Source organism: Rathayibacter sp. AY1E2, from assembly GCF_002932325.1.
Lineage (GTDB): Bacteria > Actinomycetota > Actinomycetes > Actinomycetales > Microbacteriaceae > Rathayibacter.
The window spans coordinates 70,584-95,835 of sequence record NZ_PSVO01000003.1 but is presented as its reverse complement, the minus strand read 5'-3'; the positions used below and the strand labels follow the sequence as shown (position 1 = coordinate 95,835).

Genomic DNA, 25,252 nt, shown 5'->3' with positions numbered 1-25,252 from the left:
GCCGAGCGTATTCCCGCCGGCTGGGGGAGGGGGAGGAGTCAGCCGGACGGCGGGCCCTCGGCGGGAGGCGCCGTCGACCCGCGGAGCACGAGCTTGTTGCGCAGCCGCACGTGCGGCTCGGCCACGCTCCCGCCGTCGATCAGCGTCAGGAGCGCCCGGGCGGCCGCGCGCCCCACGCGGTGCAGCGGCTGCCTCACCGTCGTGAGCGCGGGGACCACCCGGGAGGCGTCGGGCACGTCGTCGTAGCCCACGACCGACAGCTGCCCCGGCACCGAGAGGCCCAGCGCCCGGGCCGCCTCGATCACGGCGATGGCGGAGGCGTCGTTCGCGGCGAGGACCGCCGTCGGCCGGTCGGGCAGCAGCAGCAGCTCGTGGGCGGCGACGAGGGAGGGGTCGTGCCGGTAGTAGCCGACCCGTACGAGCGCGGGGTCGTAGGGGAGGCCGGCGTCCGCGAGCGCCCGCTGGTAGCCGGCGCCGCGCCGGTGCGACGACTCCAGGTCGGGGCGGCCCGCGACGAAGCCGATGCGGCGGTGGCCGAGCCCGATCAGGTGGCTCGTCGCCAGCTGCGCTCCGCCGAAGTCGTCGGTCGCCACCGAGTGCAGCTCGGTCTGCGCGGTCAGCGGATCCACGACGACGAGCGGCAGATCCGACGAGGGGATCACGCCGGAGGGAGTCACCAGGATCGCCCCCGCTACGTGCGCCTCGGTGAGGCGCCGCAGGGACTCCTGCTCCCAGCCCGCCCGGCCCCGGCGGCTCGCCCCGCTGCCGGCGAGGAGGTCGAACCGGGTCCCCCGGAGCGCCGTCGCCACTCCCTGCAGCACCTCCGTGCCGAACGGCTCGAAATCGCCCAGGAGCACGCCGATGACGCCTGAGCGCTCCGCGCACTCCGTCGTCACGACCTCCTGCTCGGCCTCCGCCGTCGCCGCCCCTGCGGACATCCTCGTCCCCTCCCGCCGTCCCCGCCCGGCCGCGGCGGAACGCGGTGATCGCCTCGCTGCGCTGCTCCGGACGGTTGAGAACACGTCCTTGCAATCGGGAATGTTCCCGGTAACATTGCCCGCAAGACTAGCTGAGGGAAAGCTCAGCAGTCGAGAGAGACGAGTGTCGGGCAGCCTTTCTCCCCTCAGTGCTGAGGGGGTCGAGAGCTGGAGCTCGCGTGGCCACGCTGTGGAAGCCGCCGCGCACGAGCCGTCCGCCGCTCTCCGCGCGTCCTGCGCTCCAGGCGCGGCCGAACGCCCCTCGGGCTGCGCCGCGCTCCGTCCTCTCGCGGCCTCGGGCCGCGCCACCACTCCGCGCCGTCCGGCGCTCGACCTGATCGGCGACGATGCCGATCGAGTGAGGAACACCATGTCCACGCGACGCACCCCCCGACCCCTCTGGCTCGTCCGCTCGGGCGCCGCTCTCGCCGGCTGCCTGCTCCTGTCCGGCGTCGCCGCCGCGGCCGCGGCCGCCGACACGGAGTACGGCTCCGACGACGTCGACGTGAACGTCAGCATCGAGGAGCTGGAGCAGCCCGGCGCCCTCTCGATGTCGATCGACGGCACCTCCGCCACGCTCGCCGAGGAGGGCTCCACCCCGACCGTGCGCGCCTTCACGGGGCAGCTGCCCGACGTGACCGTGACGGACACCCGGACCGTCGACGAGATCCCGGCCGGAGCCGGCTGGTACGTCCTCGGCTCGGCGGGCGCCTTCACCGGCGACGCGGACCAGGAGGACATCTCCTCCGACCACCTCGGCTGGACGCCGGTCCTCGTGGACGGCGGCGAGTCGGGCCTCGTGTCCGAGGGCGACCCGGTCGACACGATCCTCGACGAGGGCGCCGACGCCGTGGGCCTGTTCGACCAGGAGCTGCTCGCGCTGTCGCTCGACTCGCAGGAGACCGCGACGGACGGGTCCTGGACCGTGTCCGCGGGCCTCACCCTGAAGACCGAGGCCGACGTCGCCCCCGGCGACTACTCCTCCGTCCTGACGCTGTCGCTGTTCGAATGACCCCGATGCGCGCAGTCGCCTCCACGGCGATCGGCGCCCTCCTCGCGGCGGGCCTGCTCGCCTCCGGCGCGGCTCCGGCGACCGCGGCCGGCGCCTGGTCGCCGAAGGCCTCCTACACGTCGACGGACCGCGGCGACGGCACCTACTCCGTGCCGCTGCTGAACGCCGACGTGCCCGACGTCAGCGTCGAGCGCGTGCCCGCGTCCGAGAACGACGAGGGCCGCGACATCTACTACATGATCAGCACCACGATGCACCTCAGCCCGGGCGCCCCGATCATGAAGTCCTACGACCTCGTCAACTGGGAGATCGTCAACTACGTCTTCGACCGGCTCGAGATCGGCGACCGCTTCTCGCTCCGGAACGGGCAGAACTCCTACGGCAACGGCCAGTGGGCCTCGTCGCTGCGGTACCACGACGGCCGCTACTACGCGGTCTTCAACACCAACAACCTCGGCGGCTCCTACCTCTACTCGACCGACGACATCGAGGACGGCGCCTGGACCCGCACGGCCCTCGGCCGCGCCTTCCACGACCCGTCGCTCTTCTTCGACGACGCGGACGGCGGCACGCCGTACATCTTCTACGGCTCCGGATCCACCAGCGCCGTGAAGCTGAGCGAGGACCTGACGACCGTCGTCGCCGAGTACCCGAACATCCTCCGCACCTCCGACTACCCGGGAGCCGGCTACCTCGGCGGCCTCTTCGAGGGCGCGCAGGTGCAGTACATCGACGGGCAGTACTACATCGTCATCATCACCTGGCCCTCGGGCCAGGGCCGCCAGGTGGCGCTGTTCCGCTCGTCCGAGCTGCTGGGCCGCTACGCGACCGCCGACGGCAGCAACCCCTACGAGGGCAAGGGCGTGCTGAACTCCAGCGGGTTCGCCCAGGGGAGCCTCGTGCCGATCGCGAAGGAGGACGGCTCGACCGCCTGGCACGGCATGTTCTTCCGCGACAGCTTCCCGACCGGCCGCATCCCCGGGCTCATCCCGGCGACGTGGAAGGACGGCTGGCCGACGTTCGGGACGAACGGCTCGGTGCCGGTGGGCGGGAGCTTCCCGAAGCCGATCCGCCTCAGCCCCGAGGAGGAGCTGTTCGAGCGGCAGAAGAGCATCGTCGTCTCGGACGACTTCGACAACGACGCCCCGGCGAAGGCCTACCAGGACGAGTCGTGGACGATCCCGCCCGCGCCCGCCTACGACGCGTCGCTGCTCGGCGTGCAGCTGCTCCAGAACCCGGGAGCGGAGTCGGGGACGGCGCCGTGGGCCGGCCAGTTCGGCGCGACGCTGTCGGCCGACACGACCGACCCGGCGTCCGGCACCGCCGCGCTCCGCGTGGGCACCCGCACGCTCAACGGCTCCGGCCCGAGCCAGGTGCTGGCGAACAAGCTGCAGCGCGGCGTGACCTACACCGTGTCCGCGAAGGTGAAGTACACGACCGGCCCCGCGTCGGTCCGCTTCAACCTCTGCGCCGACTTCGGCGCGGGACCCGTGACGATGGCGTCCGCCGCCGTCACGCAGGGGCAGTGGACGACGATCACGGGGACCTACACGGTGCCCGAGACCGCGAACGTCGGCAGCGTGAAGTTCGCCGTCGAGACGCCGTGGGGCAACCCGCAGCCGGCGTCCTCGAGCACCGAGTACCTGCTCGACGACGTCTCGCTCGTCGGCGCCGCCCCCACCCTCGAGCGCCCGACGGCCGCCGAGATCCAGCCGAACGGCTCGACCCTCGCCCTCCCCTGGCAGTGGAACCACGCCCCCGACAACCGCTACTGGTCGCTGACCGAGCGCGAGGGCTGGCTCCGCCTCACCAACGGGAAGGTGCTCAGCGGAACGGCCGCGCACACGCGCCTCTCGGGCTCGCCCGAGATGACGTACCTGGAGGAGGCGCGCAACACGCTCTCCCAGCGCATCGTGGCTCCGAAGCAGTCGGCGGAGGCGGCGTTCGACGTCTCCGGGATGAAGGACGGCGACGTCGCCGGCCTCGCGGCCTACAACCGCGGCTTCTCCTACGTCGCGGTCAAGCGCGTGGACGGCGTCACCACCGTCGGCGTCGTGAACCGCAGCCAGCCGTTCGCGACCACGTTCGACCAGGCGGCCGTGGAGTCCTTCCTCCCCGGCACCACCGCCGCCCTCGGCGACGCCTCGCAGGTGCGCCTGAAGGCCGACCTCGAGCTCTCGGCCCCGGCCGGACAGCTCTGGACGACCTTCTCGTACAGCCTCGACGGGACGAGCTGGACGAAGCTCGGCAGCCGCGTCGGCCCGCAGACCCTCGACGGTCAGCTCACGCACTTCATGGGCCACCGCCTCGGGCTGTTCAGCTACGCGACGAAGACCGCCGGCGGCCACGTCGACGTCGACGAGTTCCTCCTGAGCGACACCCTCTCCTCGGAGGGGAAGGCGCTCGACCGCTCGCAGCTCGACGCGGCCGTCGCTCACGCGGCGACGCTCCGCTCCGACGACTACCCGGCCGACGCCTGGTCCGACCTCCAGTCGGTCCTCGCGAAGGCGCAGGCGGTCGGCACCGCGGGAACGCAGAACCAGATCGACGCCCCGGAGCGCGCGCTCAGCTACCAGCTGGCCCGCCTCGGGACGCTGAAGGAGGCGTCGCTCGACGTGACCGCCGCCGCCGCGACCCGCTGCATCGCCGGGAAGGTCGTCGTGACCGTGCGGGCGACCAACGCCGACGACGTGCCCGTCGCCCTCCGGATGGAGAGCGCCTCCGGCACGAAGACGGTCGCCGCGCTCGCACCCGGCGCCACGACGAGCCACGCCTTCACCACGCGGGCGGCCTCGGTCCCCGCCGCCGAGGTGGTCGTGACCGCGACCGCCACCCTCGACGGCGAGCCGGTGACGACCACGGTGAGAGCGCCCCACCCGGCCGCGTCCTGCGGCTGAGCACCCCGGGGGCGGCCCGCGCGGCCGCCCCCGCCCCCGAACGCGTCAGCGGCACCCGTCGCCGACGATCTCCTGCACGACACGATCAAGGAGGATCCGTGAGATCACCACAACGAGAAGCCGCTCCGAAGGGGCGGTTGCGGCTGAGGCTGCTGGCCACGGCCGCGCTGACCGCGCTCCTGGTGGCCCCCTTCGCCGCCCAGACCTCGTCCGCCGCTGAGGCGGAGCTCATCGTCAACGGCGGCTTCGAGAGCGGCATCAGCAGCTGGTTCGTCAACAACGGCAACGCCGCCGACGCCGGCACCATCGCGACGACCACGGACGCGCGCACCGGCACCGCCGCAGCGCTCGTCACCGGCCGCACGACCACCGGCGCGGGCGCCATGCAGGACCTCAGCGGCAAGGTCGTCGCCGGTCAGACCTACCAGGTCAAGGCGCAGATCAAGTACGAGAACGCCGCGAGCCCCGCGACCAAGCAGTTCTTCGCCACCATGCACTACGGCGGAGGCACCTACACGAACCTCGCGAGCGTCACCGCCACGAAGGGGCAGTGGGCGACGATCAACGGATCGTTCACCATCCCCGCCGGGCAGAGCGTCGCCACCGCGCGCCTCTTCTTCGAGACGCCGTGGACCGCGACTCCGTCGGCCGCGCCCGAGACGCACCTCATGGACTACAAGCTCGACGACGTCTCGCTGGTCGGAGCGGCGCCGCCCGCGCCCGCCTCGCGCACCATCGAGGTCGTGGGCAAGATCCCGGGCGACCACAACCCGCTCATGGGCTGGAAGTTCGGCGCCGACGGCTTCGGCTTCGTCGAGAACGGCCGCGTGTACATGTACATGACGAACGACACCCAGGGCTACGCTCCGAACCCCGCCACGGGCGTCTCGGCGGGCATCGACTACGGCAAGATCAACCAGATCACCGTGATCTCCTCGGACGACCTCGTCAACTGGACCGACCACGGCGAGATCCAGGTCGCCGGCTCCACCGGAGTCGCGCCCTACACCGGCAACTCGTGGGCTCCCGGCATGGCGAAGAAGACCGTGAACGGCGTCGACAAGTACTTCCTCTACTACGCCAACGGCGGCGGCTCCAGCAACGTGATCACCGGCGACTCGCCGGTGGGCCCGTGGACCAGCCAGCGCACCTCCACGCTCATCAACGCGTCCACCCCGGGCGCCGAGGCGGTCGCGTGGAAGTTCGACCCGGCACCGCTCGTCGACGACGACGGCCAGGGCTACCTGTTCTTCGGAGGCGGACCCGCCTCGACCGCGCTCCCCGCGGCCGAGCGCTTCAACAACCCGAAGAACATCCGCGTGATCGAGCTCGGCGACGACATGATCTCGACCCAGGGCACTTCCGCCGTCGTGGACGCGCCCGTCGCGTTCGAGGCGGCCCAGGTGTTCAAGCGCCAGGACAAGTACTACCTCTCGTACTCGTCCCACTTCGGCGGCAACGACTTCGGCGGCAACCAGACCCGCGAGCCCGGCTACCCGGGCGGCGGCGAGATCGGCTACATGATCTCGGACGACCCGATGTCCTGGCCCAAGGAGAACTACGCCGGCGTGATGTTCCCGAACCAGAGCCGCTTCTTCGGAGCCGGCACCGGCGGCAACAACCACCAGTCGGTCTTCGAGCTGGGCGGCAAGTACTACTTCACCTACCACGCGCCGACGCTCAACAAGCGGATCAACGGCGACACCACCCAGGGGTACCGCAGCCCGCACATCCAGGAGCTGCAGTTCAACGCCGACGGCACGGTGCAGCAGGTGGTCGGCGACTACAAGGGCGTCGACCAGGTGAAGGACTTCGATCCGTACCGCACCTTCCCGGCCGAGACCATCGGCTGGAGCAAGGGCATCGCGACGGCGCCGCTCGGCACCCCCGCCGCGGGCGCGACCCAGAACCTCGTGCTGAAGGACCTCGACAACGGCGACTGGACCGCGCTGTCGGCCGTCGACTTCGGGGACACCGGAGCCGCGACGTTCACCGCGAAGGCCAAGGCGCTGCAGGCCGGCGGCACCGTCACCGTCCGCCTCGACTCCGAGACCGGGCCCGTCGCGGGCACCGTCGCGGTGAACGGGACGACCGGTGAGTGGACCGACGTCAGCGCCGCGCTGACCGGAGCGACCGGAGTGCACGACGTGTTCTTCAGCTACTCCGGACCCTCCGGCGACCTGTTCGAGCTCGACACCTTCGCCTTCACCGAGGGCGAGGCGGCTCCGGCGCTCGACATCACGGCGAGCGCGGCGACCCGCTGCATCGCGGGCAAGGCGATCGTCACCGTCCAGGCGAGCAACGGCTCCGACGTCCCCGTCGGCGTGACCTTCACGTCGACGTCCGGCACGAAGTCGTTCACCTCGGTGGCGCCCGGCAAGACCGTGTCGCACGCCTTCACCACCCGTCAGGCGAACCTGCCCGCCGGTGCGGTGACCGTCGAGGCCACGGCCACGATGAACGGCGCCCCCGTCGAGACGGAGGTGAGCGCTCCGTACGCGGCGCGCCCGTGCTCGTAGCGCACGGCTGAACCACCGGGGAGCGCCCCCGGCCCTGGGGGGCCGGGGGCGCTCCTGCGCGTGCGGGGGGATCTCGATGCGCCCTCCGGGGCCGCTCGATCAGCATGTCCGCCGTACTGCTGGTCGAGCAGCGGCGCCTCGAGACCCCAGCTCGGTCAGCGGGCGTCGGCCAGGCGCATCGTGCCGCCGGCCTGGGCGGCGAAGGCGCGGGCGGTCGCCGCGATGGTGCGCTGCATGACCCGCGCCGCGGCGGTCGGCGCGAGGTCCGCCGGGCGCGCGAGGCTGATCGTCCGGGTCAGCGTGGGCTTCTCGAGCGTCGGCTCCTCGAGGCGGATCGAGCGCAGGCCCGGGCGCCCCTGCAGCACCATCGCCGGGACGACCGCGACGCCGAGGCCCCGCTCGGCGAAGCGCAGCACCGCGTCCATCTCGGCGCCCTCCAGCACCACGTCCGGCTCCAGGCCCGCGGCGGCGAACGCGGCGTCGGTCGTGCGGCGCAGGTCGTAGCTGGAGTTGAAGACGATCTGCGGGAGGCGGGCGACCGCCGCCAGGTCGAGCGCGCCGGTCGCGGCGAGGGGAGGCTCCGCGGCGGAGGAGACCACGACGAGCTCCTCGACGAGCAGCGGCGTCACCGTGAAGGCGCCGGGAGCGGCCGCGGTCGAGGTCGTCACCAGCGCCAGGTCGAGCTCGCCCCGGGCCAGCCGGTCGAAGAGGCTCCGCGACCCGTCCTCGGCGAGGTGCAGCTCCACGGCGGGATGCGCGGAGTGGAACGCGTGCAGCACCTCCGCGACGAGGCTGATGCAGAGCGTCGGCGTCGCGCCGAACCGCACCCGGCCGCGCTCGAGTCCGGCCAGCTCGGCCAGCTCGCGGCGCACCGATCCGGCGTCGGCGAGCATGCGCCGGGCGAGCGGCAGCAGCAGCTCCCCGGCCGGTGTGAGGGTGCTGCCGGAGCGTGCCCGGTGGAAGAGCTCGGAGCCGAGGTCCTGCTCCAGCGCGGCGATCCGGCGGCTCAGCGAGGGCTGCGCGAGGTGCAGCTCTTCGGCGGCGCGGGTGAAGCTGCCGAGGCGGGCTACCTCGACGAAACCGGTGAGCTGCTCGAGATCCACGTGCATACCCTACGCGCATGGCCGTGCCCAGCATTATGCATTGGAGTAATCGAAGCGCCGTGCCTAGCGTGGAGGCATGACCACTTCAGAGACCACCGCACCGGAGCGCCGGATCTCCACCTCCGTCCTCGTCATCGGCACCGGCGGATCGGGCCTGCGCGCCGCGATCGAGCTCGCCGAGGCGGGCGTGGACGTCCTCGCGCTCGGCAAGCGCTCGAAGTCGGACGCGCACACCTCCCTCGCCGCCGGCGGCATCAACGCCGCCCTCGCCACGATGGACCCCGACGACAGCTGGCAGCAGCACGCGGCCGACACCATCACCGAGTCCTACCAGCTCGCCAACCCGCACACGGTCGAGATCGTCACCTCCAACGCCGCCCGCGGCATCCAGGACCTCGAGCGCTACGGCATGCCGTTCGCCCGCGAGGACGACGGCCGCATCTCGCAGCGCTTCTTCGGCGCGCACACCTACCGCCGGACCGCCTTCGCGGGCGACTACACCGGCCTCGAGATCCAGCGCACGCTCGTCAACCGGGCCGCCCAGCTCGAGATCCCGATCCTGGACACCGTGTACGTCACGCGCATCCTCGTCAACGAGGACGGAGCCGTGTTCGGCGCCTACGGCTTCGACCTCGTCGACGGCACCCGCTACCTGATCCACGCGGATGCGGTGATCCTCGCCGCGGGCGGGCACAACCGCATCTGGCGCCGCACCTCCTCCCGCCGCGACGAGAACACGGGCGACTCGTTCCGCCTGGCCGTCGAGGCCGGCGGCCGCCTGCGCGACCCCGAGCTCGTCCAGTTCCACCCGTCGGGCATCATCGAGCCCGAGAACGCGGCGGGCACGCTGATCTCCGAGGCCGCGCGCGGCGAGGGCGGCATCCTCCGCAACGGCCTCGGCGAGCGCTTCATGGGCAAGTACGACGCCGAGCGCCTCGAGCTCTCGACCCGCGACCGCGTCGCCCTCGCCTGCTACACCGAGATCAAGGAGGGTCGCGGCACGCCGAACGGCGGGGTCTGGCTCGACGTCTCGCACCTGCCGCGCGAGACGATCATGACCCGGCTGCCGCGGGTGTACCAGACGATGCTCGAGCTGCAGATGCTCGACATCACGAAGGACCCGATCGAGATCGCGCCCACGGCGCACTACTCGATGGGCGGGGTCTGGGTGCGCTCGGACGACCACAGCACCGACGTCCCCGGGCTCTACGCGATCGGAGAGGCCTCCAGTGGACTGCACGGCGCCAACCGCCTCGGCGGCAACTCGCTGATCGAGCTGCTGGTGTTCGGCCGCATCGTCGGGCAGGCGGCGGCGGAGTACTCCGCCTCACTGACCGCCCAGACGCGCTCGGCCGCGTCCGTCCAGGTCGCCCGCGACGAGATCGCCGGCCTGCTCGCGGCCGACGGCACCGAGAACGTCCGCGCCCTGCAGCGCGCGATCCGCAACACGATGACCGAGCACGCCGGAGTCGTCCGCGACGAGGAGGGCCTGCTCGCCGGGCTCGCCGAGCTGGACGCGATCGAGGCGCGCATCGCCGACATCGGCGTGCACCCGGACATCGCCGGCTTCCAGGACCTCGCCCACGCCTTCGACCTCAAGTCGGCCGCGATGGCCGCGCGGGCCACCCTCGAGGCAGCGCTCGAGCGCCGGGAGAGCCGCGGCTGCCACAACCGCAGCGACTACCCGGACATCGACCCGGCCCTCCAGGTGAACCTCGTCTGGTCGCCCTCCACGGGGATCACGCGCGAGGAGATCCCCGCGGTGCCGGAGGAGATCCAGGCGCTGATCAGCGGCGAGGTCGCCACCGCGGGCAAGCTGCTCGAGTAGCCGGAACCGCGACGGCACGACGCCGGTCGCCCTCACCGCCTGCTCGCCGGGCACCACCGGCGCCCAGGCGCCCCCCGGGATCCTCCTGGGGACCACGGACAAGGTCACCGCCCTGGATCCCGCCGGCTCCTGGGATCTCGGCTCGGCGACGCTGCAGAACCAGGTCTTCTCCTGGCTGCTGACCTCCGCCCCCGGATCGACGGATCCCGTGCCGGACCTCGCGGCCTCGGCCGAGTTCACCGACCCGACCCACTACCGCGTCGCCCTGCGCGAGGACGCCGCCTTCGCCAACGGCAATCCGCTCACCGCCTCGGACGTGGTCTTCACCTTCGAGCGCCAGGTGGCGATCGCCGCTCCGAACGGCCCCTCGTCGCTGCTCTCGGACATGGTCTCGGTCGAGGCGGAGGACGACTCCACCGTCGTCTTCACACTGGCCACCCCGGACAACGCCCTCTGGCCCCAGATCCTCACCAGCCCCGCCGCCGCGATCGTCGACGAGGACGTCTTCTCGGCCGACTCCCTCACCACCGACGACGACATCGTCGCCGGCGACGCCTTCAGCGGGCAGTACTCCATCACGAGCTACACGCTGAACTCGCTCGTGCAGCTCACCCGCAACGACTCCTATGACGGCCTCCTCGGCGCCGCCGCCAACGAGTCCGTGATCGTCCGCTACTACGCGGACGAGAGCAACCTCAAGCTCGACACCCAGCGCGGCGAGATCGCGGTCGCCTACCGCACGCTGAACGCGACCGACACCGAGGACCTCCGCGGCGAGGAGGGCCTGACGGTGCACTCCGGTCCCGGCGCCGAGATGCGCTTCCTCGTCTTCAACCCCGAGACCATGCCCTACGGCTCCGCGACCCCCGAGGCCGACGCCGACAAGGCGCTCGCTACCTGAACCTGCTCTACGGCACCGACGAGGCCCCCTCCATCCTCGGCGCCGCCGTGAAGGACGACGCCTACAACGAGGTCGTGCTTCGCGAGCGGAGCCTGGCGCCCGGCGACGAGCGCACCGCGGCGATCGAGGAGGCGCAGCGCCTCGCGGCGGAGAAGGCGATCACCGTGCCGCTCCTCGAGGGCACGGAGACCGTCATCGCCTCCTCCACGATCTCGGGCATCGACGACACGCTCGACGGCTCCGGCCGGTTCCGCTTCGGGCTGCTCCGGAGCGAGTGATCGGGACGCGCTGATCGGCCGGACGGGCCGCGGCGCCGCAGAGGGGGAGACCCTCGGCGGCAGCCGCGGCCCGTCCGTGCGTCCGGGGGCGGCTCTGCGAGGACGGCTCTGCGAGGACGGCTCTGCGAGGACGGGGCACCCGGATCGATCAGCGCGCCAGCGCCGCCAGCTCCGCCCGGGTGCGGGCCCCGGCCTTGCGCAGCAGGTTCGACACGTGGAACTTCACGGTGTTGCCGCTGATGCCGAGGTCGTCCGCGATCCGCTGGTTCGAGGCGCCGAGCGTGATCAGGTTCAGCACCTCCCGCTCGCGGGTGCTGAGCTCGGCGAGGTCGAGCCCGTCGGGCTGCGCCGGCGGATCGAGGGGGAGGCGGATCGACAGGGTCGACCCCCAGCCCGCGGTCGACGCGACCGAGAGCTCCCCGTCGAGCCCGCGCACGCGCTCGGCGATCGGGCGCAGGGCGTCGTCGCGGGTCGTCAGCTCGCCCCGGCCGTCGTCGCGGATCTCGATGAGCAGGTTGAGCCCGTCGCAGTCCCACTGGATCCGCACCCGGCGCGTCTGCTCCGACTCCACGAACGCCAGCACGGCGCTCCGCACGATCGCGCGGGCCCCGTGCGCCACTTCGCCGGGGAGGGCGCGCCCGGTGGCGGGCGGCTCGACGAACTGCACGTCGAGGTCGCCGAAGCGCACGAGCGGGCGCAGGTCGCTCCGGAGCCGCGCGAACGCGCCCACGACGGGCTCCAGCATCGCGCTGCGCTGCTCGTCCGAGGCGGTGCGCAGCTCGACCAGGGCGTTCGCGGCGATGTCGATCGCGACGGTGCGGGCCGCACGGTCGTCGAGGCGCTCGGCGCGCAGGGCGGCGAGCACCGACTCCAGCGCCACCGCGTGCCGGTCGGCCTGCTCGGCCACCGTGCGGGCGTGCTGCTGCAGCAGGGTGCGGGAGGCGGGGGACTCGGCGGGTTCCATCCTCCGAACCTACCCGTCCTACCCGCGAGCGGCACCGCCCACCCGATCGGGTAGGTAGGCCTCCTCGATCAGGTGGCGCGCGGATCCGGTCGCCGGGCGCACTGTGGACCCATGCCCGCTGACGACCGCACCACCGACCCCGCAGAGGCGCTCGCCGTGATCGCCGCCGAGGTGTCCGCCGCGACCGCCTCGCTGACGACCGACCGGCTCGAGCCCGTCCTCGAGCTGCTCGCCGGCGCCGACCGCGTCTTCGTCCACGGCGCCGGCCGCTCCGGCCTCGCCCTGCGGATGACCGCCATGCGCCTCATGCACCTCGGACTCGTCGTGCACGTGGTCGGCGACGTGACGACCCCGGCGATCCGCGGCGGCGACGTGCTGCTCACCGCGAGCGGCTCCGGCACCACCGGGGGCATCGTCCGCGCCGCGCAGGCCGCCGTCGACGCCGGAGCGCGGGTCGCGGCGATCACGACCGCCGCCGACTCCCCGCTGGCCGGGCTCGCCTCCGCCGTGGTGGTCGTGCCCGCCGCCGACAAGCTCGACCGCTCCGGGGCCGCCTCGGCGCAGTACTCCGGCGGGCTCTTCGAGCAGGTCGTCGTGCTCACCGGCGACGCCCTGTTCCACGCGCTCTGGCAGCGCCGCGGCGACAGCGCCGACGAGCTCTGGCCGCGCCACGCGAACCTCGAATGACCCGACTCCCCACCTCGACAGGAAGAAGAACCCCGTGAAGCTCCAGTTCGCCATGGACACCCTCAGCACCGACGCCGCCCTCGAGCTCGCCGCTGCCGCCGCCCCGCACGTCGACATCCTCGAGCTGGGCACCCCGCTCATCAAGAGCGCCGGCCTCTCCGCCATCACCGCCATCAAGGAGGCGCACCCCGACAAGACGGTCTTCGCCGACCTCAAGACGATGGACGCGGGCGAGCTCGAGGCCGACATGGCCTTCGCGGCCGGCGCCGACCTCGTGACGGTCCTCGGCGTCGCCGGCGACAGCACCATCGCCGGCGCGATCGCCGCCGGGAGGAAGCACGGCAAGGGCGTCGTCGTCGACCTCATCGGCGTGCCCGACAAGGCCGCCCGCGCCCGCGAGGTCGTCGCCCTCGGCGCCGAGTTCGTCGAGATGCACGCCGGTCTGGACGAGCAGGCGGAGGAGGGCTTCACCTTCGAGACCCTGCTGCGCGACGGCGAGTCCTCCGGCGTGCCGTTCTCGGTCGCGGGCGGCGTGAGCACCGCCACCATCGAGTCGGTGCAGCGCGCCGGCGCCCTCGTGGCCGTCGCGGGCGGGGCCATCTACGGCGCCCCGGACGTCGGCGAGGCCGCCGCGGCCCTCCGCGCCGCCATCGTCTGACCCGTCGGCGCCGCCGCCCCCGAGGCCCGCTGATCCGGGTCGCGAGGGCGGCGGCGCCCGCGTCCGCGCGGGAGGCGGCAGCGCATCCCCGCCGGACGCCCGGTCCCTCTCGACTCGCCGACGGCGCGGTCCTACAGTGGCTGCGACGACCCTCGACTCCCGCCGCGGGACCGACGGCGCCGTCGCGAGCGGAGGGAAGCCGTGTCCTCGACCGCCCCCGTGCCCGGAGCCGACGCCGACACCTCGACGAGGCTCCGCGACTTCCACCAGATCCTCCTCAACACCGCCGTCGCGAACGTGACGACGAGCTTCCTCTGGTTCGCGCTCACGTTCTGGGTGTACCTCGAGACGCGCTCCGTCCTGGCGACAGGGATCATCGGCGGCGCCTACATGCTGCTCGTCGCGGTCTTCGCGATGGCCTTCGGCACGATCGTGGACCGGCACCGCAAGTTCCGCGTCATGGTGTTCGCCGGCGCGGTCACGCTGGTGTCCTTCGGCGTCGCGGGCGGTCTCTTCCTCGCGCTGCCCGAGGCGGCGCTCCTGGACTTCCGCGCCCCCTGGTTCTGGGTGTTCTCGGGCACGATCCTCTTCGGCGCCGTCATCGAGAACATGCGCAACATCGCCCTGTCCACGACGGTGACCCTGCTGGTCCCGGTGGAGGGGCACGCCCGCGCGAACGGCCTCGTCGGCACGGTCCAGGGCCTCGCCTTCGTGGTGACGAGCGTCTTCAGCGGGCTCGCCATCGGCCTGCTCGGCATGGGGTGGACGCTGGTGATCGCGATCGGCCTCTCCGCCGCCGCGCTCCTGCACCTCCTCTTCCTGCGCATCCCGGAGGACCGGCCCGCGCCGACGGGGGAGAGGGCGCCGCTGATCGATCTCCGCGGCAGCATCACCGCGGTGCGGGCGGCGACCGGGCTGTTCGCGCTCGTCGTCTTCTCGACGTTCAACAACCTGATCGGCGGCGTCTACATGGCGCTGATGGACCCGTACGGCCTCGAGCTGTTCCCGGTCGAGCTGTGGGGCGTGGTGCTCGGAGTGACGGCGACCGGCTTCGTCATCGGCGGTCTGCTCGTCGCGAGGTTCGGCCTCGGGAGGAACCCGATCCGGACGATGCTGCTGCTCGTGATGGCGATGGGCCTGATCGGCGCGGTCTTCACCCTCCGCGACTGGTGGTGGCTCTACGCCGGCGGCATCTGGATCTACATGACCCTGATCCCGGCGGTCGAGGCCGCCGAGCAGACGGTGATCCAGAAGGTCGTCCCCTTCGAGACCCAGGGGCGCGTCTTCGGCTTCGCGGCGGCGTTCGAGTCGGCCGCCGCTCCGATCACGTCGTTCCTCATCGCCCCGATCGCCGAGTTCGCGCTCATCCCGTACATGGAGTCGCCGGCCGGGCGCTCGGCGTTCGGCGGGCTGCTCGGCGACGGCATCGGCCGGGGGATCGCGCTGGTGTTCCTGGTCGGCGGAGTCGTCATGATCATCGCGGCCGGCGCGGCGATGCTCACCCGCTCCTACCGCGTCATGTCGGCGCAGTACCTGCGGGAGGCCGCGGCGAGCGGGGAGGCGGAGCCCGTCGGCCCGGAGGCGCCGGAGACGCACCGGACCGCGCCGAGCACCGTCGAGCAGAACCGCTAGCGCCCGCAGACGCCGCCCGTCATGCGCCTCCGGGGGGTCCGGCGGACCGGACGGCGCCGACACGAGGAAGACGTGCCGGACGCCCCCTCCCCAGGGTGCGGCGTCCGGCACGTCGGCTGCGACCACCCGGTCGAGGGGCCCTCCTCGACTCCCGAGCGCTCCGCTGCCCCGCGCCTCCGGAGGGAGACATCGGGGCATGCGGAGCCGGCGGGGTGGAGGGCTCTGGTTCCCCGCCCCGCCGGCGCCGGCCGCCCGCGAGGGGCGGCGAGGATGCTCGTTCGGGCGTGCCTCGAGTGACGGCTACATGCCGTCACTGAGCATGGACTGCACCAGCTTCACGTGGCGCTCGAGGTTCAGCTGGCTGAACTCGCTGTTGTAGTTGAGGCCGTAGTTCAAGATGTGACCCGGGGTGCACTGGATTGTCGCGTCCGGTCCGTCCCAGGTGCGCAGCAGTGCCAGGGCCGAGTCCCAGCTGCTGTTCTCGCAGTTCGTGTTGAAGGTGGTCGACGTGCCCAAGCCCACGGTGTGCGAGATCTCGTGCATGGCGGTGCCCTCCACCATGTAGACGCGCTCCTTGCCGAAGCGGATCTGGCCGTAGATGTTCGCATCGGCCGTCGGGGTTCCGGGGCTGTACGAGACGGTCAGGGAGCGGGAGATGTTGCTGAGGCGGTTGTAGCGGGCCACGGCGCGGTTCATCGCGTCGGTGATGCGGGCGTAGGCGTCGGCCTCGTCAGCGGTCGGGCTCGCGACGCGGTTCAGCGTCCAGGTGATCTTCTGCACGGTCGGATCGGTCAGTGCCCAGCGCTGGGCCTTGGAGCCGGTGCAGGTCCACTGCTGAATGGGGGAGCCGTCGAGCTGGCGGAAGTCCTTGTTGTCGAGGCAGAGGTCGCTGTGCCGATTGGCGATCTCGGCGTAGCCTCCGCCGACGGAGGTGATCCGCCACTGCTGGGCGGTGCTGCCGTTGCAGCTCCACTGCCGCACCTCCGAGCCCGGGGTGGTGCCGAAGTCGAAGTTGTCGAGGCAGAGGTTGCTGAAGGTGTTCTTGATCTCGGCGTAGCCTGTGCCGAGGTCGGTGACCTGCCAGCGCTGGTTGCTCCCCTCGGTGCAGCTCCACTGCCGCACCTCGGCTCCGGGCTGAGTGCCGAAGTCGAAGTCGTCGAGACACATGCTGCTGTGCTGGTTGCGGATCTCCTGCGCCGATCCGAGGCCGACCGGGGCGGTGGCTGCAGAGGCGGGCGAGCTGATGCCGAAGGTCGTGATGCCGACGACGGCCGCGATCAGGGCGCCGATCAGGCGCTTGGAGGGGTGGGACTTCGTTGTCCGGGACATGGGTGCCTTTCACAGACATCCGGCGTCCCCGGAGGGACGCGGGTGAGGGTCGCAGGAAGGAGCCGTGTCCGAAGGGGTCGGAGCACGGCAGAGGATGCGCCGGAGCGACCGGGATGGTGATCCGGTCGTCCCGCCGCGGGACGCGTCAGCGCCGACGCTCCGAGTGGGATGGGAAGCTGATCACGACCTGCATGTTGACGTGGACAACCATCGACCGGTCGCGGAGCCGGTGTCAAGTGCCGGTCTCGAGCGGATCCGGTCCGAGCCCCGCCGGGCGAGGGTGATCCGTCGACGCGGATCCCCGTGCTCGCAGGGAGAGAGCGCTCACACTCGCCGCTGCTGCGGCATCCCCGGGAATCCGCCATTGTTACCGTTAACAAAAGTCGGTACGGTGTCACCTGAAGTGGGCAAGCGCGTCCTCGCGCCTCGCGTCCCACTCCGACCGGTTCGAAGGCGAACCTGAGAGGAACGTCGATGATGACGACAGCACCACCCTCCCGCCGCACCCTCCCGCCGCAGGCCCACGCCCGGCCCCGATGACTGTCGGCCCCGCCGACACCTCCCACGCGGTGACCGCGGTCGGCGCCCGCAGCGCGCGACGTCCCGTCCTCGCACGCACGTCGACCTCCGCCTCCCGATCACGGGTCGCCAGGCCCGCGTCCCGGGCCGCCTCCCGGCGATTCCCTCCCCGCCAGACGGACGCCGGACGCACCACTCCGCCGGCCGATCGCGCGGGCTCCGTCCTCCCCCTCCGACCCCTCACCTGAAGGACCCCCCATGTCACGAAACCCCCGGCAGGAGCGCACCCGGCGCTCACGCCTCCCCCGAGCGGGCGCCGCGCTGACGCTCGCCATCGCCTGCCTCGGCGGCGTCCTCGGACCGATCGGCGCCGCCGGCGCCGCAGAGACCGTCCCCGCTCCCGCGCTGCAGTACTCGTTCGACGGCATCGGCGCGACGCTCGCCAATGGAGCCGTCGTCGCCGACTCCGCTCCGGGCAACCACCCCGGCACCCTGATCAACTCCGGCGCGACCAGCGTCGCGGGCCCCTCCGGCGCCTCCACCGACCGCGCTCTCTCGCTCCCGGGCGGATCGAGCACGTCGGCCGCGCCGCACGTCCGGATCGCCCCGGGCCTGATCCCCGCCGGCACGCAGGACGTCACGATGTCCGCCTGGCTGCGCTGGAGCGGTGCTCCGGACTGCACCTGGCCCTTCACGCTCGGCTCCAGCGTCGACTCCCACGTCCTCTCCACCACGAAGTGCGGACCGGCCGGCTTCGGCGCGATCAAGAGCGGCTCCGAGGTGCGGGCCGCAGGCAACACTCCGGTCGCCGCGAACCGCTGGGTGCACATGGCGGTCGTCGTCAAGGGCGGCCAGTCGGTCTCGACCTACTTCGACGGAGCTCTCGTCGGCCAGGGCAGCACGACCTTCACCGCCGCGTCCGCGATCGGCACGTCCACGTTCTCCGGCTTCCTCGGCAAATCGTTCTACGGCGCGGACGCCTACTGGGCCGGTGCCATCGACGACATGCAGGTCTGGACCTCCGCGCTCACCGCCGGCCAGGTGCAGCAGAGCGCCGCATCCGTGCACTCGGTGCTCGCGAACCAGGACGCCGCCGTCTCGCTCGGCGACACCTCGAACGTGACCTCGAACCTCGCCCTCCCCACGACCGGCGCCAACGGCTCCACGATCACCTGGACGTCGAGCGCCCCCGGCGTCGTCAGCACGAGCGGCGTCGTCACCCGGCCCGCCGCGGGCAGCCCGGACGCCACCGTCACGCTGACCCCGACCGCCGTCCACGGCGGCATCACCGTCGTCGGCCGTGCCACCACCGTGTTCGTCCCGGCGTACGCCGCCGGTGACAGCGCCGAGGCCGAGCTCGCCCGGGCCGTAGCCGACGGCATCAGCAACGATCCCGCTCTCGCCGGACCGGTGCGCGGCAGCCTGAACCTGCCCTCGACCGGAGCCGACGTCGCCGCCACCGCCGCGCGCGCGAACAGCTCCAGCGCCGTGGTCAGCTGGACCTCGTCGAACGAGGCCGTCATCACCTCCGCCGACAAGGGCACCGCGCCGAACGTCGTCGCGAAGGGCTCGCTCACGCGTCCGTCCGCCGACACCACCGTCACCCTGACCGCGACGGTCACGGTGCCCGGCACCACGCCCCTCGTCAGGACGCTCACGCGCACCGTTCCGGCCGCGGCTCCCGTGGCCGCGAGCGACCTCGACGCGTACCTGTTCGCGTACTTCACCGGCGACAGCATCGAAGGCGAGAAGATCCGCTTCGCGACCTCCGACGGCAACGACTCGCTCACGTGGAAGACCCTGAACGACGCCCAGCCGATCCTCACCTCCACCATGGGCACGAAGGGGCTGCGCGACCCGTTCGTCTTCCGCTCGAAGGAGGGCGACCGCTTCTTCCTGATGGCCACCGACCTCTCCGTCGGCACCACCGGCTTCGGCGGATCGACCAACCGCGGCAGCCGCTACCTCGAGATCTGGGAGTCCACGGACCTCGTCAACTGGGGCCAGCAGCGCCACGTCGAGGTCAACCTGCCCAACGCGGGCATGACCTGGGCACCGGAGGCCACCTACGACCCCACCATCGACGCCTACGTCGTCTACTGGACCTCGGCCCTCTTCACCGACAGCACGCGCAACGTCGAGGACGGCAACGGACCGCAGATCCTCACGTCCACCACGCGCGACTTCCGCGACTTCACCACCCCCGAGGTCTGGTTCAAGGCCGCTGACGTCCCCTCGCTCAACAAGAGCAACGGACTGATCGACGCCACGATGCTCAAGGACGGCGACACCTACTACCGCTTCACGAAGGCGACCCAGACCAGCGGCTGCCCCTCGCCCGACATCATCGGACAGAAGTCGACGAACCTCCGCGCCACCACCGCCTCCGGTGCGTGGAGCCTCATCGACACCTGCATCGGCCGCACCGCCGGAACGCCGGAGGTCGAGGGTCCCGAGATCTTCAAGACCAACGAGGGCGACCGGGCGGGGTACAAGTACTTCCTCTGGACCGACAACTACGGCGGACGCGGCTACATCCCGCTCGGCACGAACTCGCTCGAGGGCGACATCCAGTGGACGATCCCCAGCAGCTTCTCGCTGCCGACGTCGCCCCGCCACGGATCCGTCGTCTCCATCACCGCGAAGGAGCGCGACGGGCTCGCCGCGAAGTGGAACCCGTCGCTCCTGGTGACCTCGATCGACGCCGTGGCGCGGACCGTTCAGGCCGGATCGACCACCGTCGACCTGCCCGCCACGGTGGGCGCGACGTTCAAGGACGGCCACCGTGAGACGGTCGCCGTGACGTGGGAGACGGCCGATCTCAGCTCGCTGAAGAAGGCCGGCGACACCGTGCAGGTGCGCGGACAGCTCGCCAATTCGGCGGCGACTCCGGCCATCGCCACCATCACCGCCACGGCTCCTCCCGGACCGTCGCTGACGGCCTCGGCCTCGAGCCGCTGCGTCGCCGGCAAGGTGACGGTCACCGCGACCGGGACCAACACGAGCGGCTCCACGGTCGAGATGACCGTCGGTTCGCAGTGGGGGAGCAGGACCTTCACCGGCGTCGCTCCCGGCAAGTCCGTGTCCGCCGCCTTCACCACCCGGGCGACCTCGGTCGCCGCGGGCGAGGTGAGCGTCGCCTCGAAGGACGCGAACGGCACCAGGACGGCCACCGCGCCGTACTCGGCGCTCACCTGCCGCTAGGCCGGTGACAGGGGAGGGGCGGCGTCCAGCCGCCCCTCCCCTGACCTCCTCCGTTCCGGGGCCTCCGGCCACCGGAGCAGGGGAGCATGGACCCTGGGTCCGTGCTCCCCGCATCCACCTCTCCCACGGAAGTAGACGAACAATGCGGTTCCGACGCACGACGGCCCTCCTGGTCGCCGCGAGCCTGACAGCGGGAGGGGCTGCGCTCGGCGCGGCACCCGCACAGGCCGCGGTGCCCAGCCCGGTCCTCTCCTACGACTTCTCCTCGTCCGCCGCTGTCGGCTCCGCCGTGGGCGCGGGCACGACCCTGACCGACTCCGCTGCGGGCCGCTCCGCCACCGTGCGCGGGACCGGAGCGACGACCGTCGCCGGTCCGCGCGGCGGCACCGACCGCGCACTCCGCCTCCCCGGCGGCGCCGCAGGCAGCTCCGCCGCCTACGCCGAGATCGCGCCGGGACTGACCACGGCGGCCACCACCGACGTGACCATGTCGGCCTGGCTGCGCTGGGAGGGGAACCAGAACTGCAGCTGGGCGTACGCGCTCGGGCAGTCGACCGAGCGGTACCTCTTCACCACGCCCCAGTGCGGAAGCAGCCTGATCGGTGCCGTGAAGAACGGCTCGGAGCAGCGCGCGGCCGACTCCGGTCCCGCCGCCACCGGCCGCTGGAGCCACGTCGCCGTGGTCCTGCGCAGCGGCGTCAGCGTCTCGACCTACGTCGACGGCCGGCTCGCCCAGACCACCCCGACCTCCGCGACCGGAGCGGCGACTGTCGGCACCTCCGCCTTCTCCGGCCTCCTCGGCAAGTCGTTCTACGGGCCCGACCCTCTCTTCGCCGGGGCGATGGACGACGTGCACGTCTACTCCTCCGCACTGACCCAGGACCAGGTGCGCGAGGACGCGGCTCCGGCCGCTGCCGCGATCGCTGCATCGGACGCCGCCGCGGCGACCATCGCCGTGACCGGACCCGTCACCAGCGACCTCTCCCTCCCGACCCGCGGCGCGGGCGGCTCCGTCCTCACCTGGGCGAGCAGCGACCCCGCGGTGATCGGCACCGACGGCTCCGTGCGCCGCCCGGCACCCGGCTCGGCGAACGCCACCGTGACCCTGACCCCGACCGCGACGTTCGCCGGATCCGCCGCCACCGGCACCGCGCGAACCGTCACCGTCGCCGCCGACACCGAGGCCGACGCCACGGCGCGCCTGCGCACCGCCCTCGTCGTCCCGCCGACCGTCGCCTCCGGAACCGCTCTTCCCACGGTCGCCGGCTACACCGTGTCGTGGAGCGCGGACGGTGCCGGCCTGTCCGGCAGCCGCCTCGTGAACGACTCGGCGACCGACCGGGCACTCGCGCTCACCGCCTCCGTGAAGGTCGGCGCCACCACGCTGACGAAGACCTTCCGCACCACCGTCCTCAGCGCCTCCACGGCGAAGACCGTGGTGTCGTACACCCGGACGCCGACCGGCGAGGACAAGGCGAACCAGGACACGATCGCCCGCGGCCTCCACCTGGCACTCGGCTCGTCCGTCGCCGACGCGGCACCGCTCTCGGGCAACTCGGGAGTCCTCTTCGCCGACGGGGTCTTCCTCGGAACCGACAAGGCCGACAACCGCGGCCTCGCGAACCCCTCGCTGTTCACCTTCGCCGACGGCACCGTCGGCGTGATCGCCACCCGCGTCCTGCAGTCGGGCGCGTCCGACGGCACCGGGGCCTCGAGCGCTCTGATCTTCAAGGCCACGGACGCCACCGCGTCCGACTTCACCGAGCTCGGCCTCATCGACCTCGGCACCACCGGCGGCGTCGTCGCGCCGAAGGCCGTCTTCGACACGGACCAGAACCGCTACCTCGTCTCCTGGACGGACTCCTCCGGGGCGGCGAAGTACACGACCGTCACTGACCTCGCCCGCACCGAGCTCCGCGCGCAGGCGTTCTGGCCGAAGGACGGCGGCCGTCGCAGCGTCGTCGTGACCGACGGGAACCGCGGTGCGGTCCTCGGAGGAAGCCCCGCCACCGTCGCCGCTCCCGACCTCTCCGGAGTCCCGGGCCGCGTCGCCGACGCTCTGCCGGGCGGCGCGCTGACCGTCTCCGGCTCCGTCGCCGACTCGCTCGTGAAGAAGTTCGGCCGCACGGTCAACACCGGATCCTCGGTCGCACCGCAGACGATCGATCAGGGCGATACCTCCGCCCTGTCCGGAGTGAAGGCGCAGCTCTCCTACAACGACGGCTCGACCGGCAGCCTCGGCATCGACTGGAACCAGCAGCAGCTCGCCGACCTCGCCGCGAAGGGCCCGGGAACGTACGACCTCTCCGGGACCGTCCGCCAGCGGCAGTACAACGAGCCGTTCGCCTACAACCGCGCGGATCCGACGATCTACCGCTACGAGCGCAACGGGAAGACGCAGTACCTCTTCACCGCCACGGACGACACGAACAACAACAACGTCGCCTCGCAGCACCTGCCGATCCGGGTCGCCGACAGCATCGACCAGCTCAGCGACGACAACGGCGGACGAGCCCGTGAGGTGGACCTCCTCAACCGCACCACGCGGATGGACCGCACCGCCGAGGGCAAGGTGATCGCGGGCTGCTACTGGGCCCCCGAGATCCACGAGATCGGCGGCAAGCTCTCCATCCTGTTCGCCCCGTGCTTCAACCCGGACAACGACCAGTCGAACCAGAACGGTCAGTGGTTCACGGTGCAGGCGCACATCATGCAGCTGCGCGACGGCGGAGACCCCGCGAACCCCTCCGACTGGAGCGCGCCGCGCGCCGTCGTGAAGAGCGACGGGAGCGCCCTCGGACGCCCCGGCACGGGACGCAACATCAGCCTCGACATGACCTACTTCGAGTCCGGTGGAACTGCGTACTACGCCTGGTCCCAGCGCTACGTCGACAACGGAGTGAGCGACCCGGCGACCTGGATCGCCAAGGTCGATCCCGCGAACCCCACCCGCGTCATCGGCGAGCCGACCCCGATCATCGTGCCCTCGCTGACGTTCGAGGACCACCTGTCCGAGGGAGCGTTCGCGATCCAGCGCGACGGGAGGATCACGCTCGTCTACTCCAGCAGCGGCGTCAGCCCGAAGTACATCGTGGGCGGCGCCTGGGCGAAGGAGGGCAGTGACCTGACCGATATCGCGAGCTGGACCAAGTACGACGCCCCGCTCCTGCAGAGCGTTCCCCTGCCCGACGGCGTCCTCGACTACCGCACCTACGAGCAGGGTCCCGGCCACGGAGCCGTGACCCAGGACGAGGACGGCAACGACCTGTACGTCTACCACACGTGGGGCAACGGAGTCGGGGGTGACGGCCGCGACACCCGTCTCGCCCGCATCCACTACGCCGCCGACGGCCGGCCGGTCTTCGACCTGACGCCGACGGAGGAGGTCGCACCCGCGAACCGGACTGTGACCGCCAAGGTCACCGTCACGTCGCCCCTGACCGTGACCGCCACGGCGTCGACCCGCTGCGTCAGCGGGAAGGTCGTCCTGACCACTGTGGTCAAGAACGACAGCCGCTCGATCATGGACATCACGACCGTCACCGCCTTCGGCTCGAAGACCGTGACCGGAGTCGCTCCGGGATCGTCCGCGTCGAGCGCCGTCACCACCCGAGCGGTCTCGATCCCCGCGGGGTCGGTGGCCGCGACAGGAAAGGCCGTCGTCGACGGGAAGACGGTCAGCACGCAGACGAGCGTCGACTACCCGGCGCGCAGCTGCCGCTGAGACGGTGAGGGAGCGGGCGCCACGATCGCCCGCTCCCTCGTCGTCCCGCCCCCGACCGGCACTGCGCCGCCCTGCAGTGCTGCCACCTCAGAAGGACGACCGACGAGATGCACCACAGAGTGAGAACCAGGACCGTCCCGACCACCGGGCTCGTGCTGACGAAGGTCGTGCAGTCGCACCCCCTCACCGAGGAGAAGGACGACGGAGCGGCCGGGAGCGCAGCTGCCGTCGGAGGACACGACCTCCTGCTGATCAACGGCAACGCCCTCCCTCTCTCCTGAGTCCCCCTGAGCGGTACGGGTGGGTCCACGGCCCTGATCGCCCGACGATCCCGCCGAGCCGACCTCACCACCGGCTGCAGACGGGGTGGTGATCGGGCCGGATTCTGCTGTCCGGGCCGATCGCTGATGCGTGGAGCTCTCCTGAGGCGACTCCCGGACGCGCGCCGGCGGTGACCGGCCCAGCCCCTTCCTCCCGATGCAGCAGGAGACCGCCGTTCCCCAGGAGACACCCGTGATGCGCCTCGATCGATTCCTCGTGTCCCTCGCACGCCCTGCGCGGTGCACGAACCGCTGCGGAGCCTGCGGGCTCGACTGCAGCACCGACGTCTTCATCCTGATCGCGCTCGCGACCGGCGAGAACCGCGGCGAGTCCCGCCTCCGAGAGGTTCTCGACCACCGCTCCGGTGACCGTGTCGATGTCGTCGAGGTGCGCAAGCGCCTCCTCCGGCTCTCCCGCCGGGGTCTGGTGCTCCTCGAGAGAGGCAGGAGGACCCCGCTGCAGCGCATCGAGCGCTTCTCGATCACGCGCGACGGCCGGGCCTTCCTGGCGTCCCACGCCAGAGCACTGGACCTCCTCGCCGAGGAGATCCACGTCGCGCTGCTGTCCCGCTGACGAGCCGAGTGCCTGTGCGGGCGCACGCGGGACGTCTCCTGGTCGGCCGTCGTCGGACCGGTCGTGTCGGTGACGCTCCAGGTGGAGCGACTTCGACACGTGCGTCGCCTCCGACCGCGTCCCGAG

17 protein-coding genes are annotated in these 25,252 nt (G+C 72.0%); 13 read left to right on the top strand and 4 right to left on the bottom strand.

Annotation, left to right across the window (positions count from 1 at the left end; all coding sequences use genetic code 11):
• Window positions 1-38: 38 nt before the first annotated feature.
• Window positions 39-938 carry a substrate-binding domain-containing protein gene (locus tag C5C49_RS03955; protein ID WP_104345468.1) on the bottom strand — a complete coding sequence of 300 codons (900 nt, stop codon included), beginning with the start codon at window positions 936-938 and terminating at the stop codon, window positions 39-41.
• A gap of 409 nt (window positions 939-1,347) precedes the next feature.
• On the opposite strand from C5C49_RS03955, the gene C5C49_RS03950 reads away from it, so the two are divergent.
• The 3 genes from C5C49_RS03950 (at window position 1,348) to C5C49_RS03940 (ending at window position 7,405) form a co-directional block, all read left to right on the top strand.
• On the top strand, window positions 1,348-1,989 hold the full coding sequence (locus C5C49_RS03950) for a hypothetical protein (protein WP_104345557.1): 642 nt from the start codon (window positions 1,348-1,350) through the stop codon (window positions 1,987-1,989).
• Window positions 1,990-1,994: 5 nt separating this feature from the next.
• Window positions 1,995-4,886, top strand: coding sequence for a family 43 glycosylhydrolase (locus C5C49_RS03945; RefSeq protein WP_258068369.1), 2,892 nt, complete (start codon window positions 1,995-1,997; stop codon window positions 4,884-4,886).
• A gap of 98 nt (window positions 4,887-4,984) precedes the next feature.
• Window positions 4,985-7,405, top strand: a complete 2,421-nt coding sequence (locus tag C5C49_RS03940) for a family 43 glycosylhydrolase (RefSeq protein ID WP_219812654.1) — start codon at window positions 4,985-4,987, stop codon at window positions 7,403-7,405.
• 155 nt (window positions 7,406-7,560) lie between these two features.
• On the opposite strand, the gene C5C49_RS03935 is transcribed toward C5C49_RS03940, so the two are convergent.
• Window positions 7,561-8,514, bottom strand: coding sequence for a LysR family transcriptional regulator (locus tag C5C49_RS03935; RefSeq protein WP_104295989.1), 954 nt, complete (start codon window positions 8,512-8,514; stop codon window positions 7,561-7,563).
• 70 nt (window positions 8,515-8,584) lie between these two features.
• Here C5C49_RS03935 and C5C49_RS03930 point away from each other — a divergent pair, with 70 nt between their 5' ends.
• The 3 genes from C5C49_RS03930 to C5C49_RS03920 all read left to right on the top strand — a co-directional run bounded on the left by C5C49_RS03930 (window position 8,585) and on the right by C5C49_RS03920 (window position 11,515).
• Window positions 8,585-10,336 (top strand): L-aspartate oxidase, encoded by a 1,752-nt coding sequence (locus C5C49_RS03930; protein ID WP_104224384.1) that lies wholly within the window; start codon window positions 8,585-8,587, stop codon window positions 10,334-10,336.
• Between the two features lie 208 nt (window positions 10,337-10,544).
• Complete coding sequence (locus C5C49_RS03925) at window positions 10,545-11,237, top strand: ABC transporter substrate-binding protein (protein ID WP_181135698.1); 693 nt, start codon at window positions 10,545-10,547, stop codon at window positions 11,235-11,237.
• A gap of 47 nt (window positions 11,238-11,284) precedes the next feature.
• Window positions 11,285-11,515, top strand: a complete 231-nt coding sequence (locus C5C49_RS03920; RefSeq protein ID WP_104345465.1) for a hypothetical protein — start codon at window positions 11,285-11,287, stop codon at window positions 11,513-11,515.
• A gap of 148 nt (window positions 11,516-11,663) precedes the next feature.
• On the opposite strand, the gene C5C49_RS03915 is transcribed toward C5C49_RS03920, so the two are convergent.
• The gene (locus C5C49_RS03915) at window positions 11,664-12,479 is read right to left on the bottom strand and encodes a LuxR C-terminal-related transcriptional regulator (RefSeq protein ID WP_104345464.1); all 816 of its coding nucleotides are present in this window, start codon (window positions 12,477-12,479) and stop codon (window positions 11,664-11,666) included.
• A gap of 111 nt (window positions 12,480-12,590) precedes the next feature.
• On the opposite strand from C5C49_RS03915, the gene hxlB reads away from it, so the two are divergent.
• The 3 genes from hxlB to C5C49_RS03900 all read left to right on the top strand — a co-directional run bounded on the left by hxlB (window position 12,591) and on the right by C5C49_RS03900 (window position 15,456).
• Entirely contained in the window at window positions 12,591-13,166 is a 576-nt protein-coding gene (gene hxlB / locus C5C49_RS03910; RefSeq protein WP_104249685.1) for a 6-phospho-3-hexuloisomerase, read from the top strand.
• A 34-nt stretch (window positions 13,167-13,200) separates the two neighbouring features.
• On the top strand, window positions 13,201-13,824 hold the full coding sequence (gene hxlA / locus C5C49_RS03905) for a 3-hexulose-6-phosphate synthase (protein ID WP_104224387.1): 624 nt from the start codon (window positions 13,201-13,203) through the stop codon (window positions 13,822-13,824).
• 201 nt (window positions 13,825-14,025) lie between these two features.
• The gene (locus C5C49_RS03900) at window positions 14,026-15,456 is read left to right on the top strand and encodes an MFS transporter (protein WP_104345463.1); all 1,431 of its coding nucleotides are present in this window, start codon (window positions 14,026-14,028) and stop codon (window positions 15,454-15,456) included.
• 300 nt (window positions 15,457-15,756) lie between these two features.
• On the opposite strand, the gene C5C49_RS03895 is transcribed toward C5C49_RS03900, so the two are convergent.
• On the bottom strand, window positions 15,757-16,785 hold the full coding sequence (locus tag C5C49_RS03895; RefSeq protein ID WP_104345462.1) for an RICIN domain-containing protein: 1,029 nt from the start codon (window positions 16,783-16,785) through the stop codon (window positions 15,757-15,759).
• Between the two features lie 777 nt (window positions 16,786-17,562).
• Between C5C49_RS03895 and C5C49_RS03890 the strand changes: the two genes are divergently transcribed.
• The 4 genes from C5C49_RS03890 to C5C49_RS03880 all read left to right on the top strand — a co-directional run bounded on the left by C5C49_RS03890 (window position 17,563) and on the right by C5C49_RS03880 (window position 25,126).
• Window positions 17,563-20,508 (top strand): immunoglobulin-like domain-containing protein, encoded by a 2,946-nt coding sequence (locus C5C49_RS03890; protein ID WP_104345461.1) that lies wholly within the window; start codon window positions 17,563-17,565, stop codon window positions 20,506-20,508.
• A gap of 142 nt (window positions 20,509-20,650) precedes the next feature.
• On the top strand, window positions 20,651-24,232 hold the full coding sequence (locus C5C49_RS03885) for a family 43 glycosylhydrolase (protein ID WP_104345460.1): 3,582 nt from the start codon (window positions 20,651-20,653) through the stop codon (window positions 24,230-24,232).
• Between the two features lie 119 nt (window positions 24,233-24,351).
• Entirely contained in the window at window positions 24,352-24,513 is a 162-nt protein-coding gene (locus tag C5C49_RS16850) for a hypothetical protein (RefSeq protein ID WP_181027229.1), read from the top strand.
• A gap of 235 nt (window positions 24,514-24,748) precedes the next feature.
• Window positions 24,749-25,126, top strand: a complete 378-nt coding sequence (locus tag C5C49_RS03880) for a hypothetical protein (RefSeq protein WP_104345459.1) — start codon at window positions 24,749-24,751, stop codon at window positions 25,124-25,126.
• The last annotated feature ends 126 nt before the right edge of the window (window positions 25,127-25,252 follow it).

Coding starts and splice junctions, on each gene's coding strand:
- C5C49_RS03935 (WP_104295989.1), bottom strand. CDS start 8,514: ATGCACGTGGATCTCGAGCAGCTCACCGGTTTCGTCGAGGTAGCCCGC.
- C5C49_RS03885 (WP_104345460.1), top strand. CDS start 20,651: ATGCGGTTCCGACGCACGACGGCCCTCCTGGTCGCCGCGAGCCTGACA.
- C5C49_RS03955 (WP_104345468.1), bottom strand. CDS start 938: ATGTCCGCAGGGGCGGCGACGGCGGAGGCCGAGCAGGAGGTCGTGACG.
- C5C49_RS03930 (WP_104224384.1), top strand. CDS start 8,585: ATGACCACTTCAGAGACCACCGCACCGGAGCGCCGGATCTCCACCTCC.
- C5C49_RS03880 (WP_104345459.1), top strand. CDS start 24,749: ATGCGCCTCGATCGATTCCTCGTGTCCCTCGCACGCCCTGCGCGGTGC.
- C5C49_RS03945 (WP_258068369.1), top strand. CDS start 1,995: ATGCGCGCAGTCGCCTCCACGGCGATCGGCGCCCTCCTCGCGGCGGGC.
- C5C49_RS03915 (WP_104345464.1), bottom strand. CDS start 12,479: ATGGAACCCGCCGAGTCCCCCGCCTCCCGCACCCTGCTGCAGCAGCAC.
- C5C49_RS03950 (WP_104345557.1), top strand. CDS start 1,348: ATGTCCACGCGACGCACCCCCCGACCCCTCTGGCTCGTCCGCTCGGGC.
- C5C49_RS03895 (WP_104345462.1), bottom strand. CDS start 16,785: ATGTCCCGGACAACGAAGTCCCACCCCTCCAAGCGCCTGATCGGCGCC.
- hxlB (WP_104249685.1), top strand. CDS start 12,591: ATGCCCGCTGACGACCGCACCACCGACCCCGCAGAGGCGCTCGCCGTG.
- C5C49_RS03890 (WP_104345461.1), top strand. CDS start 17,563: ATGTCACGAAACCCCCGGCAGGAGCGCACCCGGCGCTCACGCCTCCCC.